The organism is Pandoraea faecigallinarum, from assembly GCF_001029105.3.
GTDB lineage: Bacteria > Pseudomonadota > Gammaproteobacteria > Burkholderiales > Burkholderiaceae > Pandoraea > Pandoraea faecigallinarum.
The window spans coordinates 4,501,667-4,518,725 of sequence record NZ_CP011807.3 but is presented as its reverse complement, the minus strand read 5'-3'; the positions used below and the strand labels follow the sequence as shown (position 1 = coordinate 4,518,725).

At 62.7% G+C, this 17,059-nt stretch carries 15 protein-coding genes; 11 read left to right on the top strand and 4 right to left on the bottom strand.

Annotated features, from left to right (window positions below; all coding sequences use genetic code 11):
• Nucleotides 1-88: 88 nt before the first annotated feature.
• The 7 genes from mpl (at nucleotide 89) to mtgA (ending at nucleotide 8,286) form a co-directional block, all read left to right on the top strand.
• Nucleotides 89-1,471, top strand: coding sequence for a UDP-N-acetylmuramate:L-alanyl-gamma-D-glutamyl-meso-diaminopimelate ligase (gene mpl / locus AB870_RS19845; RefSeq protein ID WP_047906009.1), 1,383 nt, complete (start codon nucleotides 89-91; stop codon nucleotides 1,469-1,471).
• A 104-nt stretch (nucleotides 1,472-1,575) separates the two neighbouring features.
• A complete protein-coding gene (locus AB870_RS19840) occupies nucleotides 1,576-2,187 on the top strand; it encodes a YqiA/YcfP family alpha/beta fold hydrolase (RefSeq protein WP_047906008.1) in 612 nt (203 codons plus the stop codon).
• Between the two features lie 77 nt (nucleotides 2,188-2,264).
• Entirely contained in the window at nucleotides 2,265-4,490 is a 2,226-nt protein-coding gene (locus AB870_RS19835; RefSeq protein ID WP_047906007.1) for a ribonuclease catalytic domain-containing protein, read from the top strand.
• Entirely contained in the window at nucleotides 4,484-5,443 is a 960-nt protein-coding gene (locus tag AB870_RS19830) for an energy transducer TonB (protein WP_084663915.1), read from the top strand. Before AB870_RS19835 ends, AB870_RS19830 begins: the two co-directional genes overlap by 7 nt.
• Before the next feature lie 215 nt (nucleotides 5,444-5,658).
• Nucleotides 5,659-6,555: a lipid A hydroxylase LpxO gene (gene lpxO, locus AB870_RS19825; protein ID WP_047906005.1), complete on the top strand. Its 897-nt coding sequence runs from the start codon at nucleotides 5,659-5,661 to the stop codon at nucleotides 6,553-6,555.
• Between the two features lie 90 nt (nucleotides 6,556-6,645).
• Entirely contained in the window at nucleotides 6,646-7,518 is an 873-nt protein-coding gene (gene aroE, locus AB870_RS19820; RefSeq protein WP_047908472.1) for a shikimate dehydrogenase, read from the top strand.
• 9 nt (nucleotides 7,519-7,527) lie between these two features.
• Nucleotides 7,528-8,286, top strand: a complete 759-nt coding sequence (gene mtgA / locus AB870_RS19815) for a monofunctional biosynthetic peptidoglycan transglycosylase (protein ID WP_084663913.1) — start codon at nucleotides 7,528-7,530, stop codon at nucleotides 8,284-8,286.
• A gap of 18 nt (nucleotides 8,287-8,304) precedes the next feature.
• Here mtgA and AB870_RS19810 read toward each other — a convergent pair whose 3' ends face one another.
• Entirely contained in the window at nucleotides 8,305-9,180 is an 876-nt protein-coding gene (locus AB870_RS19810; RefSeq protein ID WP_047906003.1) for a mechanosensitive ion channel family protein, read from the bottom strand.
• A 292-nt stretch (nucleotides 9,181-9,472) separates the two neighbouring features.
• Between AB870_RS19810 and corA the strand changes: the two genes are divergently transcribed.
• Both corA and pyrF read left to right on the top strand, forming a co-directional pair.
• Complete coding sequence (gene corA, locus AB870_RS19805; RefSeq protein WP_047906002.1) at nucleotides 9,473-10,435, top strand: magnesium/cobalt transporter CorA; 963 nt, start codon at nucleotides 9,473-9,475, stop codon at nucleotides 10,433-10,435.
• Nucleotides 10,436-10,614: 179 nt separating this feature from the next.
• A complete protein-coding gene (gene pyrF, locus AB870_RS19800; protein ID WP_047908471.1) occupies nucleotides 10,615-11,427 on the top strand; it encodes an orotidine-5'-phosphate decarboxylase in 813 nt (270 codons plus the stop codon).
• Nucleotides 11,428-11,453: 26 nt separating this feature from the next.
• On the opposite strand, the gene AB870_RS19795 is transcribed toward pyrF, so the two are convergent.
• From AB870_RS19795 to thiL, 3 genes are all read right to left on the bottom strand, one after another.
• A complete protein-coding gene (locus AB870_RS19795; RefSeq protein WP_047906001.1) occupies nucleotides 11,454-11,954 on the bottom strand; it encodes a CinA family protein in 501 nt (166 codons plus the stop codon).
• Between the two features lie 187 nt (nucleotides 11,955-12,141).
• Entirely contained in the window at nucleotides 12,142-12,663 is a 522-nt protein-coding gene (locus AB870_RS19790; RefSeq protein ID WP_047906000.1) for a phosphatidylglycerophosphatase A family protein, read from the bottom strand.
• Nucleotides 12,660-13,664, bottom strand: a complete 1,005-nt coding sequence (gene thiL, locus AB870_RS19785) for a thiamine-phosphate kinase (protein ID WP_047905999.1) — start codon at nucleotides 13,662-13,664, stop codon at nucleotides 12,660-12,662. The genes AB870_RS19790 and thiL overlap by 4 nt, the downstream gene beginning before the upstream one ends.
• Nucleotides 13,665-14,050: 386 nt before the next feature.
• Between thiL and AB870_RS19780 the strand changes: the two genes are divergently transcribed.
• Together AB870_RS19780 and AB870_RS19775 are read left to right on the top strand one after the other, a co-directional pair.
• Complete coding sequence (locus AB870_RS19780; RefSeq protein ID WP_047905998.1) at nucleotides 14,051-16,354, top strand: NADP-dependent malic enzyme; 2,304 nt, start codon at nucleotides 14,051-14,053, stop codon at nucleotides 16,352-16,354.
• 298 nt (nucleotides 16,355-16,652) lie between these two features.
• Nucleotides 16,653-17,054: a guanyl-specific ribonuclease gene (locus tag AB870_RS19775; protein WP_418303971.1), complete on the top strand. Its 402-nt coding sequence runs from the start codon at nucleotides 16,653-16,655 to the stop codon at nucleotides 17,052-17,054.
• Nucleotides 17,055-17,059 lie beyond the last annotated feature (5 nt).

Sequence of the window (17,059 nt, the reverse complement as noted above, 5' to 3'; positions counted from 1 at the left end):
CGCGCCGCAGGTACAATGGAGCCCTTGGCTCTTCGGCACTCCCCATTCCCGCACGGGCTCGGCCCGGCCTTCATCACGCTCCCCATCCATGCATATTCATATTCTTGGCATCTGCGGCACGTTCATGGGCGGTCTGGCAGTCCTCGCACGTCAGGCCGGTCACACCGTTACGGGGTGCGACGCCAACGTCTATCCGCCAATGAGCACGCAGCTAGAGGCTCAGGGTATCCGCCTGATCGAAGGCTTCGATGCCGATCAGGTTTCGCTGGAGCCCGACCTGTTCGTGATCGGCAACGTCGTCTCGCGCGGCAATCCGCTCATGGAAGAGATCCTGAACCGGAATCTGCCGTATACGTCTGGCCCGCAATGGCTCGGCGAGCATGTGCTCTCCCGGAAATGGGTGCTGGCGGTGGCGGGCACGCACGGCAAGACGACCACGACGTCGATGCTGACCTGGATTCTCGAAGACGCCGGGTACAACCCGGGCTTCCTGGTGGGTGGCGTGCCGATGAACTTCGGCATTTCGGCGCGACTCACCGACAGCGACTTCTTCGTCATCGAGGCCGACGAGTACGATACGGCCTTCTTCGACAAGCGCTCCAAGTTCGTCCACTATCGCCCGCGCACGGCGATCCTCAACAACCTTGAGTTCGATCATGCCGACATCTTTGCGGATCTGACTGCCATCGAGACGCAATTTCATCATCTCGTGCGCACTGTCCCGGGTCAGGGCCGTCTGATCGTCAATGGCCGTGAGCCGGCTTTGGAACGTGTGCTTGCGCGCGGTTGCTGGAGTGAGGTCGAACGCTTTGGTGTGGCAGACGGCTGGCACGTGGCGCAGTCCAACGAAGTTCTCAACTCCGGACAGGAGGCGTTTTGGGTCCATCAGGGTCCGAAGGCAGCCGGGGAAGTGAAATGGGCGCTCCAGGGCGAGCACAACCGGATGAACGCGCTCGCCGCACTGGCCGCCGCGCGCCACGTGGGCGTACCGGCGGAACAGGGCGCCGCATCGCTGGGCAAATTCCAGAATGTGAAGCGCCGTATGGAAGTCCGTGGGGAAGCCGGTGGGGTGACCGTCTACGACGATTTCGCGCATCATCCGACAGCAATTCAGACAACGCTCGCCGGATTGCGTCGCCGTGCCGGCAGCGCCCGCATTCTTGCGGTGCTCGAACCGCGCTCCAACACGATGAAGCTGGGCGTGATGAAGGCGCAGTTGCCTGCCAGTCTGGCCGACGCCGATCTCGTGTTCGGCTACGGCGCACCGTCCGGCAAGGACGCCCTCGGCTGGAATCTTGCGGAAGCGCTTGCCCCGCTGGGTGCACGGGCCCAGGCATTCAGCGACATCGATGGACTGGTGCGGGCTGTCAGTGCCGCGGCGCAACCGGGTGACCAGATCGTCGTCATGAGTAACGGCAGCTTCGGCGGTATCCATCAGAAGTTGCTGGATGCGATTGCGGCGCACGGGTAATTCGCGGCGGCGGTGGCGGGCGGTCGCATCTGACTCGCCCGGGACACGCCCGCTGCGGATACGGTGTGCCCGCGCACACCGAACAGGTTCTATCGGGGGCTTACATGATTCTCTATTTGCACGGCTTCCGTTCGTCGCCGCGTTCCTTCAAGGCGCAGTTGATGGCGGCGCGCATGCATCGGCTCGGGCTTGGCCACGACTGGGCATGCCCGCAGCTGCCGCCGTCGCCGCTCGCCGCTGTCGTCGATGCGCAGCGCCTGCTCACCGGGGCGAGCCCCGACGAGTTGACCATCGTGGGCAGTTCGCTGGGAGGCTACTACGCGACATATCTGGCGGAAAAGCTGGGGTGCCGTGCGGTGCTGCTCAATCCGGCCACGCGTCCGTACGACGATCTGCATAAGTGGCTCGGCGAGCAGCCGATGTGGCATGGCGGCGGATCGATCGTGGTCGAACCCCGGCATCTGGATGAATTGCGCATGATCGACGTGGCGCAAATCACGCGTCCCGAGCGCTATTACCTTGTAGCGGCGACCGGTGACCAGACGCTGGATTACCGCGACATGCTGGCGAAGTATCCCGGAGCGAAGCTTACGTTGATCAAGGGCAGCGACCACGGGATTTCCGATTTCTCCAACTATATGGACGACGTTTTGCGATTCGCGGGCGTCGACGTTACCCTCGGGCCTGACGCAGCAAGCCCTTTCGGGGGCGAATAACGCGTTTGCCCGTTCCGCCCCAAACCGCCGTACATTGGCGGGCTACAATATCGCCTATTGCGATCGATGGCTGTTTCATGAACATTTTTTTTGAGGAATCCGGCGGCTTCAAGGCTGGCACGGTGTTGTCGCAGCAGGGCGAGTCGTATCAGGTGGAGTTGCCTGGCGGGCGTCGCAGCAAGATCAAGGGGCGTGATGTCCTCCTGCGTTTCGAGTCGCCCACGCCCGCCGAGTTGATCGCGCAGGCGCAGGCCGCCGCACAGGACATCGACATGAGTTTCCTGTGGGAATGCGCGCCGGCCGACGAATTTGCCTTTCCCGTGCTCGCCGCCGAGTATTTCGGCGAAGGGGCGAGTGTGGCGCAGCAGGCCGGTCTGGCGCTGGCGTTGCAGGCGTCGCCCATTTATTTCCGTCGCAAGGGGCGCGGCCAGTATCAGCGCGCAGCGCAGGAACAACTGGAAGCCGCCCTCGCCGGACTCGCGCGCAAGCAGCAGCAGGCCGAGCTACAGGCATCGTATGCGGATCAGATGGTCGCCGGCACGCTGCCGGACGCACTCAAGGGCAAGGAACTCCAACTGCTGTTCCGTCCCGACAAGAACACGATCGAGTGGAAGGCGCTCGACGCCGCCGCCATCGCGCTCGGCAAGACGCATGCCGAAGTGATGCTGGCCTGCGGTGGTATCGCGTCGCCGCGCGCCTATCACGAGGCGGCGTTCCTCTACGAACACTTCCCGCGCGGCACCGGTTTTCCAGACGTCGGGCCGACGCCGCTGCCTGACGACGACCTGCCGCTTGCCGACGTGCAGGCGTTCTCCATCGACGATTCGACGACGACCGAAATCGACGATGCCCTCTCGGTGCAGGTGCTGCCCGACGGTCTGCTGCGTGTGGGAATCCACATCGCCGCGCCCGCGCTGGGCATCAAGCGCGGCGACCCCATCGACGAGATCGCGCGCGTGCGGTTGTCGACTGTCTATGCGCCGGGCGAGAAGATCACGATGCTTCCCGATTCGGTGGTCGAGACTTACACGCTCGCCGAAGGCGGTGCACGCCCTGCGTTGTCGCTGTACGTCGTGGTCAAGGCCGATACGTATGACATCGTGACGACCGAAACGCGTGCCGAACGCGTGCCGATCTCCGCGAACCTGCGGCACAACGAACTCGATTCGATCATTACGGAACAGACGCTGGCCGATGGCAGCGGCGACTATCCGCACAAGGAAGAGTTGCGTCTGCTCTGGCCGTTCGCGCAGTCGCTGTACAACAAGCGCCAGGCGGCGCGCGTGGGCTACGGCCTGCGTCCCGAAGTGCAGAACAAGACCGACTTCAATTTCTACGTCGATGGCGAACACATCACGATCAAGCAGCGTATGCGCGGCGCACCGCTCGACCTGATCGTGGCCGAGATGGCGATTCTCGCGAACAGCCGCTGGGGACGCCTGCTGGCCGAATGCGGCGTGCCGGGCATCTATCGTGCGCAGCGCGCGTATGGCGTGAACCGTACGCGTATGCAAACGTCGCCCGCGCCACACGAAGGTCTGGGCGTTGAGCAGTACGCGTGGAGTACGTCGCCGCTGCGTCGCTACGTCGATCTGGTGAATCAGTGGCAACTGATTGCATGCGTGCGCCATGGCGTGACCGCGAAACTGGCGGCGCCCTTCAAACCGAAGGACGCCGATCTGTACGCCACGGTGTCGAGTTTCGAGGCGGCCTATGCGGCGTATGGCGAACACCAGAGCCGCATGGAGCGTTACTGGTGCATGCGCTGGCTGATTCAGGAGAACAAGTCGCAGGTCCAGGCAAGCGTGCTCAAGGGCGATACCGTGCGTCTGAACGACATTCCGCTCACGCTGATCGTGCCGGGACTCGGGTTGCACGCACGGGGCACGCAGATCATGCTCGATGTGTTGTCGTTCGACGTCGTCACACTCAGTATCTCGGTGCGTGTTGCACAAGTCCTCGGTGCCGGCCAGAGCGCGCTCGCGGACGACGACGATGAAGGCGATGGCGGAGCAGGTGACGGTGGCGGCGGCGAGGGTGCCGAAGGCTCCGACAGCGGTGAAGGTTCCGGCAGCGAAGGGGCCGATGGCCCGGGCGGTGAGCAAGGTGACGCCGGCAATGGGGAGGGAGTGGCATCTGTCCGGCACGGCGATTGCACCGACAGCGACGGTACCAACGATACCAACGACACCGCACGAACATCGGCCGCTGGTGCGGCAGGCACCGCCAGCGGCGCGTCGCCGCTGGCGGTGGCACTAATGGCCGCTGGCGCGCACGATGCGTCGGCAAGCCCTGCGTGCTGAAACCCGCGCTTCCGTCCGGTCAGCTAGTCGCGGCACGTCGCCGCGGCTGGTCGCTCATGCGCGAGCATCCGCTAGCCACCGGCCTCATCTTCTCGGCGATGGTGCATTTGCTCGCGCTGGCAGTGCATTTCGTCGCGCCCGGCAGTTTCCGGTTGCACAGCGCGGACACGCCGCTCGAAGTGGTGCTTGTCAATGCCAAGTCGGCCCATGCGCCCGAAAAGGCCACCGCGCTCGCGCAGGCCAATCTTGCCGGCGGTGGCGAGCATGAAGGCGAACGCGCGACGTCGCCGTTGCCCTCGCGTGCGGCGCAGCGCGAGGGCGCGCCCGTCGCCCAGCTTCAGCGCAACGTAAGCGACCTTGAAGCCATGCAGGAAAAGCTGCTCTCGCAGCTTCGTAGCCAGTACGCCGCCTCGCCGGAAGCCGAGCGCAATCGAACCGACTCGCCGCAGCGCGGGCACGGGCCGGACGACCGGACCGTCGATCAGCAGATCGCGCGGTTGCAGGCGGAAATCGACAAGCAGTTGCGCGCCTATCAGACGCGTCCCAAGCGGGGACAGGTCACGGCGAATACGCGCGAGGTCGCGTACGCCCGCTATTTCGACGCACTGCGCCATCGGGTCGAGCGATACGGTACCGAACACTTTCCTCAGATCGGCAACGATCGTCTATACGGCGAACTGATCGTCACGCTCAACGTCAATCAGCGTGGCGGGCTCGGGTATCACAAGGACGGTTGGAATGTCGTCGGCGTGGAGGTGACGCGAAGCTCGGGCAACCGCGATCTCGACCGTCGCGCGGTTGCCATCGTGCAGGCCAGTGCACCGTTCGGCGATTTTTCCCCGGACATGAAGCAGCGTTACGACATTCTGGAGATTGTCACGCGCATGACGTTCACGCGTCAGGGTGTGCAAGCTCAGACGCTCGCCGCACCGGCGAGCGGCGCGGTGCAATAGGCAGCGATTCGTCCCAGCCATCGTCCTGAATGCGCGCGTCGGTGTGCGCTCTCCCAAGTCACTGCGCGTATACCCGGCGCACGGGGGGCACCGGCTCGCACGCGGGGTGCCCGCCTTCGGCGCGTCCGGCACGGCGGTACGTTGGGATCGTGCCCGGTGAAACTTTCCAAATATTTCTATAATTGCGAGGTTTTCCCCGAACTGAAAAGCCCGCCATGAAATGGATTGTTCTGGCGATCATTGCTGCTTGTGCTGTGTACGTGCATTTCCGCGGTAAGGTTCGCCACAAATTTTTCCGCCAGCTGTCCGACCACTCGACGTTTCTGTCACCACTGAACGTGTTCATGTACGCGTTCTCGCGGGTGCCGACCACGCCGTATCTCAAGACCGATCAATTCCCCGAACTCGAACCGCTGCGCCAGAACTGGGAAGCGATTCGCGCCGAAGCGCTGGCGCTGCTCGATGCCAGCCGTATCAAAGCCTCCGACAAGTACAACGACGTCGGCTTCAATTCGTTCTTCAAGAGTGGTTGGAAGCGCTTCTATCTGAAGTGGTATGACGAGGCGCATCCGTCCGCGAGCGAACTATGCCCGGTGACGACCCGTCTCGTTCGCCAGATTCCGGCGATCAAGGCCGCGATGTTTGCGGAATTGCCGCACGGCAGCCGTCTGGTGCGTCATCGCGATCCCTATGCCGGGTCGCTGCGTTATCACCTCGGACTCGTCACGCCGAACGACGACCGGTGCTACATCGACGTCGATGGACAGCGATACAGCTGGCGCGACGGCGAGGGCGTTCTGTTCGACGAGACGTACATCCATTACGCCGAGAATCAAAGCGGCCAGAACCGTATCATTCTCTTCTGCGACGTCGAGCGTCCGATGAAATACCGCTGGGCACAGCGTGTGAACCGATGGTTCGGCCGCCATCTGGTCGGCGCCGCCGCATCACCGAACGACGCGAGCGATCGTACCGGTGGGCTGAACAAGGCGTTCAAGTATATTTACGCGATCCGCCTCGTCGGCAAACGCCTCAAGGCGTGGAACCGCTACGTGTACTATGCGGTGAAATGGGCGTTGTTCGGAAGCATTCTGCTGTGGGTGCTCTCGTAATCGGCGCCCGCCGAATCGCGGTCGAGGCCGTATTTGCTGCAAGATATCGCGGCGCCCGGGGGAAAGCCGGGCGCCGCGTCTTTGAAAACGATGACAAACCAAACGCCTGCCGGGGAATTACCCGCCGATCGCTACGCCGTGATCGGTCACCCTGTCGAACATAGCCAGTCGCCATTCATTCACGCCGAGTTTGCCCGGGAGACAGGGCAGCACCTTGTCTACGAGCGCCTGCTCGCGCCGCTCGATGCGTTTGCGGCGACGGTGCGCACGTTCATCGAACACGGCGCGCGAGGTGCCAATGTCACCGTTCCCTTCAAGCTCGAAGCGCATGCGCTGGCAGATCGCCTGACAGCGCGCGCGCAGGCGGCCGGCGCAGTGAACACGCTGGTGTTCGATGCGCAGGGCATTACCGGCGACAACACCGATGGTGTGGGGCTGGTACGCGATATCGAAGGGCCGCTCGGCGTGTCGCTCGCGGGACGTCGCGTGCTGTTGCTCGGCGCGGGCGGTGCGTCGCGCGGTGCGATGCTGCCGCTGATCGAAGCCAAACCGGCCGTGCTTTTCGTCGCCAATCGCACGGCCGCGCGTGCTGACGAACTCGTCGCACGATTTGCCGACGCGGCCGGGCGTCACGAAGTGCGGCTTGCGGGCGGCGGTTGGGAGAGGGTTCCGGCGGGCTTCGACCTCGTCATCAATGCCACGGCCGGCAGCCTTCAGGGCGACGTGCCGCCGCTTCCCGAGGGTGCCTTTGCGGAAGGATCACTGGCGTACGACATGATGTACGGTGCACGGCCCACGGTTTTCATGACGCATGCCCTGTCGGCGGGGGCAGCCCGGGCCGCGGATGGCCTTGGCATGCTCGTCGAGCAGGCGGCGGAAGCGTTCGCCGTGTGGCGCGGCGTGCGACCGTCGACCGATGCCGTACGCGCGGCGTTGCGCGCCCGTCTCAACGCCAAAGCCTGAGCGGCGGCGATGGCTGCGCAGCGACGGACATCATCGACATCCCGCACCGGCCGCATCGGGCGCAAGCGGGCATGGGGGGCGTGGCAATGGGCAGGGTACTTCTTCACCTTGCTCATCGTCGGCGTGCTCGCAACGCAGCTCTACTACTTTCTGCAAATCGGCTGGTGGGTGCGTTTCGACCCGCAATCGACGGCATTCATGCGCGCCGCGCAGACGCGCTTGCGTGAAACGGATCCGAAAGCGACGCTCAGGCACGAATGGGTGCCTTACGACCGGATCTCGCGCAATCTGAAGCGCGCGATCATCGCCAGCGAAGACGCGAATTTCGTCAACCATGACGGTTACGAAATCGACGCCATGCTGGGCGCATGGGAGAAAAATCAGAAGAAAGGCCGGATCGTTGCCGGTGGCTCGACCATTTCGCAGCAACTCGCGAAGAATCTGTTCCTCTCCAGCGAGAAGAGCTACCTGCGCAAGGCCGAAGAATTCACCATCACGTGGATGCTCGAATTCTGGATGGACAAGCAGCGCATCTTCGAAATCTATCTGAACTCGGTGGAGTGGGGCGAGGGGGTGTTCGGTGCCGAAGCGGCAGCACGCTACTACTACGGCATTCCCGCCTCGAAGCTCTCGCCCTGGCAGGCGGCGCGGCTCGCGGTCATGTTGCCGCGTCCGCGCTACTTCGATACCCATCGGAACTCGCCATACCTCTCACAACGCGCGGGGGTCATTGCACGTCGCATGGGCGCGGCCGAACTGCCGCAGTAAGAGGCGCGGCCGCCGCGATCAGTGACGCGGTTGGACCGCATCGGGGATCGCCTGCGACGGTACCTGCACGACGGTACGCGTCGGGTAGGGCAGCGAGCAACCCACGCGCTCGACCGTCTCCTTCACGTTACGTTGCAGGTCCCAGTACAGCCCCCAGTAGTCGCCCAACAGTGCCCACACGCGCACATTCACGATCACGGCGCTGTCGCTCACCTGCTTGACCATGATTTCCGGTGCGGGCTTGTCGAGAACACGTTTGTCGGCGCTCACGTGTTCGCGCAAGGCCTGCATCGCGGCGTCCAGATCGTCGTCGAGCGCGATGCCGACAGTGACTTCCATGCGGCGCGTCGCGTTGCGGCTGAAGTTCGTGATCGGCTGGCCCCAGATCTGATTGTTCGGCACGCAGACGTAAATGCCGTCGGCATTCGTGAGCGTTGTGGTGAACAAGCCGATTTCCTCGACCGTGCCGGCGACCGCAGAGCCTGCCGTCACATAGTCGCCGTTACGGAACGGACGCAGCACGAGCAGCATCGTGCCGGCCGCGATGTTCTGCAACGTGCCTTGCAACGCCAGGCCGATTGCCAGACCGGCGGCGCCCAGCACCGCGACGATGCTCGCCGTCTGCACGCCGAACTGCGCCAGTACCGCGATGATCGTGACGATGCGCACCGACCACAAGACGACGGACTGGATCAGCGGCTTGAGCGTGGCATCGAAGTGCTGCGAGCGGTTAAGTGTGTTCTGGACGAAGCGGGACAGTCGTTTCGCGATCCAGAAGCCGACGAGCAGAATCAGTACGGCCTGCAAGAGCGACAGACCGTAATGGATGGCGTTGGCCGCAAGGAAACCCGTCACGGCGTCGAACGATGTGAGCGCAGGGGTGACTTCCGTCATTTTGTCTTTTCTCCCGATTGAATGACACCGCGACACATGGCGGTCCGAAAAGCGGTCGCCACTGAAGGCGATAACAAAGTTGACGCAAAGTGCGTAGATTGGTTCGATCAGCCTGCCATCGTTGCGCACCGGCGCCCGCGAATTTGTCGGATCTAGGAATATTCCTACGAACGATTCCGACAACGACCGACACGGGCGGGCATGCGCTTTGCGTCCCGCGGCGTGCCGCCATTGGCGTGACTGTAGCGCGGCTGCTACACTTGGCGTCGCCTTGTAGCAGGGAGAACCTCGTTTGATCAACGCCTTCGTCATCCATCATGGCCGCCTGCAACAGGTGACTTGTGACCATCCCAGTGATCTGGCCAGTGTTACGCCGGTCTGGGTCGATCTGCACAGCGAATCCGAAGAGGAGCGTCGCTGGGTCGAAGAGGCCTACAAGGTCAAGCTGCCGTCACGCGATGAAGTGACCGATATCGAAGCTTCGGCGCGCTATTACGAAGACGACGACGGTGTGCTGCACATCCGCACCGACTTCTTGCTCGACGACGAAGAGCAGTCGCGCAACGTGCCGGTAGCGTTCGTTGTGGTCAAGGATCTGCTGATTTCCGTTCACGACGAGGATTTGCCGGTATTCCGTCTGGTTCGCATGCGCGCGCGGATCCGCCCGGGCTCGGTGCGTGACGCGATGGACGTGCTTCTCGACCTCTATTCAACCGATGCCGAGTACTCGGCCGATTCGCTCGAAGGCGTGTACGCCGCGCTCGAAGAGGTGAGCAAGCGCGTGCTCGGCAAGAACCTCACCGATGCCGACGCCGCCAAGGCGCTCGAAAGCATTGCCGCGCAGGAGGACTTGAACGGGCGCATTCGCCGGAACGTCATGGATACGCGACGTGCAGTATCGTTCCTGATGCGCGCCCGGATGCTCAAGGACGAGCAGTACCAGGAAGGCAAGCAGATCATGCGCGATATCGAGTCGCTCGATAATCACACGGCGTATCTGTTCGACAAGATCAACTTTCTGATGGACGCCACCATCGGCTTCATCAACATCAATCAGAACAAGATCATCAAGATCTTTTCGGTGGCCGCCGTGGCATTTCTGCCGCCGACGCTCATCGCCAGCATTTACGGCATGAACTTCCAGATGATGCCGGAACTGGCCTGGGAAGCCGGGTATCCGTTCGCGATCGGTTTGATGATTCTCTCGGCCATCGCACCGTTCCTGTATTTCCGTCATCGCGGCTGGCTCGACTGAGGGTGGCACGCGCAGCGCCATGAAGCCGTTGCCGCGGCGATGACGAACGGACAGCAGAGGCGATGGCGAGCCCGGGCCGCCGAGCGGGTAAAATGGCGGCCTTGCCGGATTGGATTCGGCTCGAATTCGAATCATTCGCCGTCGGCTTGCCACCGTCGGAACCCCGCTGGAACACCGTTATGACATTCACCCAAGTTCTCAACGCCGCCTGGACGCGCAACAACTCGCTGCTGTGCGTGGGCCTCGACCCGGAGCCGTCGCGCATTCCCGCGCATCTGCAAGGCAAGCCGGACGCGATTTTCGAATTCTGCCGTCAGATCGTGGACGCCACGGCGCCGTACGCCAGCGCCTTCAAACCGCAGATCGCCTATTTCGCAGCGCATCGCGCCGAAGATCAGCTCGAACAGCTGATCGCCCACATCCACGCCAATCACCCGGGCCTGCCGGTGATTCTCGACGCCAAGCGCGGCGACATCGGCAGCACTGCGGAGCAATACGCCCGTGAAGCGTTCGAACGCTATCGCGCCGACGCGGTGACGGTGAATCCGTACATGGGTTTCGACTCGCTGGAGCCGTATCTCGCCTACGCCGAAAAAGGGGTAATCGTCCTGTGCCGAACGTCGAATCCGGGCGGTAGCGACCTGCAATTCCTGGACGTGGACGGCAAGCCGCTCTATCAGACGGTGGCTCGACTGGCGGCCGGGCCCTGGAATACGAGCGGTCAGATCGGTCTGGTCGTCGGTGCCACGTTCCCCGCGGAAATCGCCGCGGTGCGCGGCATCGTCGGCGACATGCCATTGCTGATCCCGGGCGTTGGTGCGCAAGGGGGGGACGTCGAGGCGACGGTCACCGCCGGTCGCACGGCCAACGGCACCGGCATGATGATCAACTCATCGCGCGCCATCATCTATGCGGGCCGGGACGAAAACTTCGCGCAAGCCGCGGCGCAGGCTGCGCAGAAGACGCGCGACAGCATCAACGCCTATCGCTGATCGAGTGGTGACGCGTCAGCGCGACGTCACGCTTGCTTGTCGAGCAATTCGATGATGCCGCGCAGCGCGTATTGCGCCGCTTGACTGCGGACCTGTGTGCGGTCGCCCTTGAAGTGCTTCGTCTCGACGACGGTCGTCACACGATTGCTCCAACCGAAGCAAACCATGCCAACGGGCTTGTCGGCGGTGCCACCGCTTGGCCCCGCCACGCCGGTGATCGACAGCGAGACCTGCGCGCGGCTATTGAGCAACGCGCCTTCGGCCATCGCGCGTGCCACGGGCTCGCTCACGGCGCCGTGCTTTTCGATCAGTTCGGGGGGCACGCCGATCATCTCCGACTTGGCCTGATTCGAGTATGTGACGAAACCTCGCTCGAACCAGTTACTGCTGCCGGAAATGTCAGTAATCGCTGCGGCAACGAGTCCACCGGTGCACGACTCGGCTGTCGCGAGCAACAAACGCTCGTCGCGCAGACGGTTGCCGACCTTTACCGACAACTGGGCCAAAAGATTTTGTTCGGAGACCACGGGACGACGCCTTCAAGAAGTCTAAAGCAACGAATACAGCTACGAAAGCCGCTACGGAAGCAGCAACGACCCCGACTACGACCACGAAGCGGATGACGCTTTGGCAGCGCTCGTTCTCCGCGCGCCTCACGTGACATTCGCCGTGCCGCCAGGGCAGGAGCAACGACAGTGCCGTGCGAGCCGGTGCTCAGACCGAGCGCCAGAGCGCAATAACGAGCAACGTACAGAATGCCGCCACCAGATCGTCCAGCATGATCCCCAGCCCGCCTTTGACTGTCCGGTCGAAATAGCGGATCGGCGGTGGCTTCACTGCGTCGAAGAAGCGGAACAGGACGAAAGCGACAAGTTGGCCGGCGAAGCTCGCAGGCGTAATCAGCAACAACACGATCCAGAACGCGACGATCTCATCCCATACGACAGCGCTGGGGTCCTGAATACCGAGCTTGCGCGCCGTGAAGCCGCAAATCCAGATGCCGCCGATGATCGATGCCGCGATCAGCATCGCCCAGTCCGTGACGGTCAGATACAGATTGAGCACCAGATACGATGCCCAGCCGAACAGTGTTCCCACCGTGCCCGGCGCGAATGACGAGAGGCCCGTGCCGAAGCCGAGCGAAAACAGGTGCGCAGGGTGCGACAGCAGGAACCGCGAGTTCGGCCGGCGCGGGCCGCTGCCCGGATTAACGGCGGCCGTTTGATCAGTGCTCATTGGAAATGGTCGAAACTTTTGAAGTCGGCAGCGACGCTCGCGCCCGTATTGTCATGGAGATGCAGCATCGTTCGGCGCGCGTCGGGAAGCGCTATTGTACCGATACGCGTGACCCGTATGCCGAGTTGATTGCCGATCGCTTCGATTCGCCCGCGCTGCGCGGCATCCGCGCTGAAGCAAAGCTGATAATCGTCGCCGCCGGCGAGCGTGCAAAGTCGCTGGATGTCAGGCGACTGTGCTGCGAGCAGCGCCGAGCGTGGCAAGGCATCGACGTCGATGTGCGCACTCATGCCCGAACGCGCCAGGATATGGCCAAGATCGCCGAGCAAGCCGTCCGATATATCGAGCGCGGCGCGGGCCACGCCCCGTAATGCCAGCCCGAGTGCAATCTGCGGTTCCGGCACGTCCATTGCGCGGCGCGCAAGCGCCAGCTCGCTGTCGACCAACGTCCATTCGCCGCGCAACGCGCCGAGTGCGAGGCGGGCGTCGCCCAGCGTGCCGGAGATCCACAGGTCGTCACCGGGTTGCGCCGCGTCGCGCCGCAGCGCTTGCACGCCCGGCACGCTGCCGAAGACCGTTACGCACAGATTGCGTGGACCCCGCGTGGTGTCGCCGCCGATCAGGGGGCATTCGTAGCGGTCTGCCAGTTCGGCGAGCCCCTGCGCAAACGGGCCGAGCCATGCCGGGTCACTATCGGGGAGCGCCAACGCCAGCGTGAAGCCCAGCGGGCGTGCGCCCATGGCGGCGAGATCCGAGAGATTCACGGCGAGCGTCTTGTGACCCAGCGTGCGCGGATCGACGTCCGCAAAGAAATGCCGGCCTTCCACCAGCATGTCGCTCGAAATCGCGAGTTGCTCTCCCGCCGGCGGGCGCAGCAGGGCACAGTCGTCGCCGATGCCCAGCGTGACGTGCTCACCCTGCCGCGTCGCTCGCGCAAAGAAGCGGTCGATCAGCGAAAACTCGGACAGTGGAGATGAGCCGGTCGGGGATGTCGTGGTCATGAACAGAACAGGTAATGGGCGAAAGGTGCTAACGCTGTTGTGCAAATGGAAGCCGGCCAGAGAGCCCCGGCTGACACCGTGCACGCCCCTATTCTAAGAGGCCGCCCCGGCTTTCCCAAGCGGACAATGGGGCGGCGTCCCGTTTTCAGGCGAGGTCCGATACCGGTCTCGGACAACACCTCAATCGCCAATGATCCGTTGTCTGAAAATGCGGGCGATGGTGCAATGCAGCGTTGAACTCATGCAGATTTTTCGCCACTATCGGCGTGGAATTGCTTCAGTGCGGGTGCAGCCCTTATCCGTTTTTTGCATAAATGGCGTGAATAAATAGGGCTACAATTCGCACTGAAAATTTGACCTCTTCTGTTCGCCAAGAGCTTCCCCTCATGCCCACGCCGATCGATCCGAAACTGCGCGAAGCTGCGCTCGAGTATCACGAATTTCCCAGCCCCGGCAAAATCGCCATCGCGCCGACCAAGCAGTTGCTGAACCAGCGCGATCTGGCGCTGGCGTATTCGCCGGGCGTTGCCGCCGCGTGCGAGGAAATCGTCGTCGATCCGCTCAACGCGTCGCGCTATACGGCCCGGGGCAATCTGGTGGGTGTGATTACCAACGGCACCGCCGTGCTGGGCCTGGGCGACATTGGTCCGCTGGCCTCGAAGCCGGTGATGGAAGGCAAGGGGGTGCTGTTCAAGAAGTTCGCCAATATCGACGTGTTCGATATCGAAATCGCGGAGAAGGACCCAGAGAAACTGGTCGACATCATTGCCGCGCTCGAACCGACGTTCGGGGCGATCAACCTTGAAGACATCAAGGCGCCGGAGTGCTTCATCGTGGAGCGCAAATTGCGCGAACGCATGAAGATTCCGGTCTTTCACGACGATCAACACGGCACGGCCATCGTGGTAGCGGCGGCGCTTATCAATGGCTTGAAGGTGGTGGGCAAGGATCTGGCCTCGGTGAAGGTGGTCACGTCCGGTGCGGGGGCAGCGGCCCTCGCGTGTCTCGATCTGCTCGTCGACATGGGGTTGCCCGTCGAGAATATCTGGGTGACAGACCTCGCGGGCGTAGTGTACGAAGGCCGTACCGAACTGATGGATCCGGAGAAGATTCGCTTCTCGCAAAAGACGGATGCGCGCGGACTGGCCGATGTGATCGGCGGCGCCGACGTGTTCCTCGGGCTGTCGGCTGCCGGCGTGCTCAAGCCGGAGATGGTCAAGACGATGGCGGACAAGCCGCTCATCTTCGCGCTGGCCAATCCGAACCCGGAAATCACGCCGGAACTGGCGAAGGAAGTGCGTCCGGACTGCGTGATGGCGACGGGCCGCACGGACTATCCGAACCAGGTCAACAACGTGCTGTGCTTCCCGTTCATTTTCCGCGGCGCGATTGACGTGGGCGCCACGACGATTACACGTTCGATGGAAATCGCCGCCGTAAACGCGCTCGCCGAACTCGCGCGTCAGGAACAGAGCGATATCGTGGCATCGGCCTACGGCATCAAGAATCTGTCGTTCGGCCCGGAGTATCTGATTCCGAAGCCTTTCGATCCGCGTCTGCTCGTCAAGGTGGCAACGGCCGTGGCAGAAGCGGCGATGGCGGCTGGCGTGGCAACGCGTCCGCTCGCCGATCTCGACGCCTATTCGCAGTCGCTCCAGCAATTCGTCTATCACAGCGGCGGACTGATGAAGCCGCTGTTCTCGGTCGCGCGCAGCGTGCCGGCCGGCAAGAAGCGCATTGCGTTTGCCGAAGGTGAAGAAGAGCGCGTGCTGCGTGCGGTGCAGGTGCTGGTGGATGAGCGTGTGGCCACGCCGATTCTCGTGGGCCGTCCGGCGGTGATCGAACATCGGATCCAGCAGTACGGCCTGCGCCTGACGCCGGGCGTGGACTTCACTGTCGTCAACCCGGAGCACGACGAGCGCTATCGCGATTACTGGGAGACGTACCATCGGCTGACGAACCGCAAGGGGGTGACGGCTTCGTATGCGCGCGTAGAAATGCGTCGCCGCACGACGCTCATTGCTGCCATGCTCGTGAACAAGGGCGAAGCGGACGGCATGATCTGCGGTACGGTGTCGACGCCCGGCCGTCACCTGCACTTCATCGACCGTGTGATCGGCAAGCGCGAAGGCGGAAACGTCTACGGCGCAATGAACGCGCTGATTTTGCCGAATCGACAGATTTTCCTGGTCGACACCCATATCAATCAGGATCCGACGGCCGAACAACTCGCTGAAATCACGCTGATGGCCGCTGAAGAAATACGTCGCTTCGGTATTCAGCCGAAGGTGGCCCTGCTGTCGCACTCGAACTTCGGTACGAGCGATGCGAATTGTGCACGCAAGATGCGTGAAACGCTGGCCATTCTGCAAGAACGCGCGCCAGAACTCGAAGTGGATGGCGAAATGCACGGCGATTGTGCGCTCGATCCGGAATTGCGCGCGCGCATCATGCCGGACTCGACGCTGACCGGTGCGGCCAATCTCCTGGTCATGCCGAACATCGATGCTGCGAACATCGCCTATAACCTCCTCAAGACGGCTGCGGGCAACAACGTGGCGATCGGACCGATCCTGCTGGGCGCTGCCAAGCCCGTGCACATCCTGACCGAATCCGCCACGGTGCGCCGTATCATCAACATGGCCGCGCTGGTAGTGGCCGATGCGGCGGCGCAGCAACAGGCACGCTGAGTCGGCGGCGCGAAAGGCGATTGGCTGCCAATTCGCGTACGTTAGCCGATAAAACGAACAAAACGCCGCACTCAACCGGGGCGGCGTTTGTTATTCCGGCGACGCGTTGTGTGTATCGTATATATTCGTGTGTGTGCTCACTATCATGAAAAAGCTTGTTTTTTCATGAATTTGTTGAGCGGTTTAGTTGCAAAATGTAAGCCGACATTGATTCTCGTGACCAATAGCGATAACCTTACGGCTCCACCCACCAGAACACAGGCCCGCAGCGCAAAATCCCGCCGGGCGATAGCTAGCTATGACAATGGCACGTTGGCTTCACCGGAGCATCGTGGCACTGACTGCGGCGAGCAGCGTCTTTCTGGGGGCCAATGCGTTAGCGCGTGAAACCGCGCCATACGTCACGGATCAAATGGCGACGGTATCCGTTGCCGAGTTGCCTCGCGAAGCGCAGCGCACGCTGTCGCTGATTGCCCAGGGCGGGCCGTTTCCCTATGCCAAGGACGGCATTACGTTCGGAAACTACGAGAAGCGTCTGCCCAAAATGCCGCGCGGCTATTACCATGAATATACGGTGCCGACTCCCGGTGCCCGCAATAGAGGCGCCAAGCGCATCGTCTGCGGGGGAAACCAACGAGCTATCGATCCGTGTTACTACACCCAAGACCACTACAACAGCTTTAAACGCATAAGGGAATGACAGCA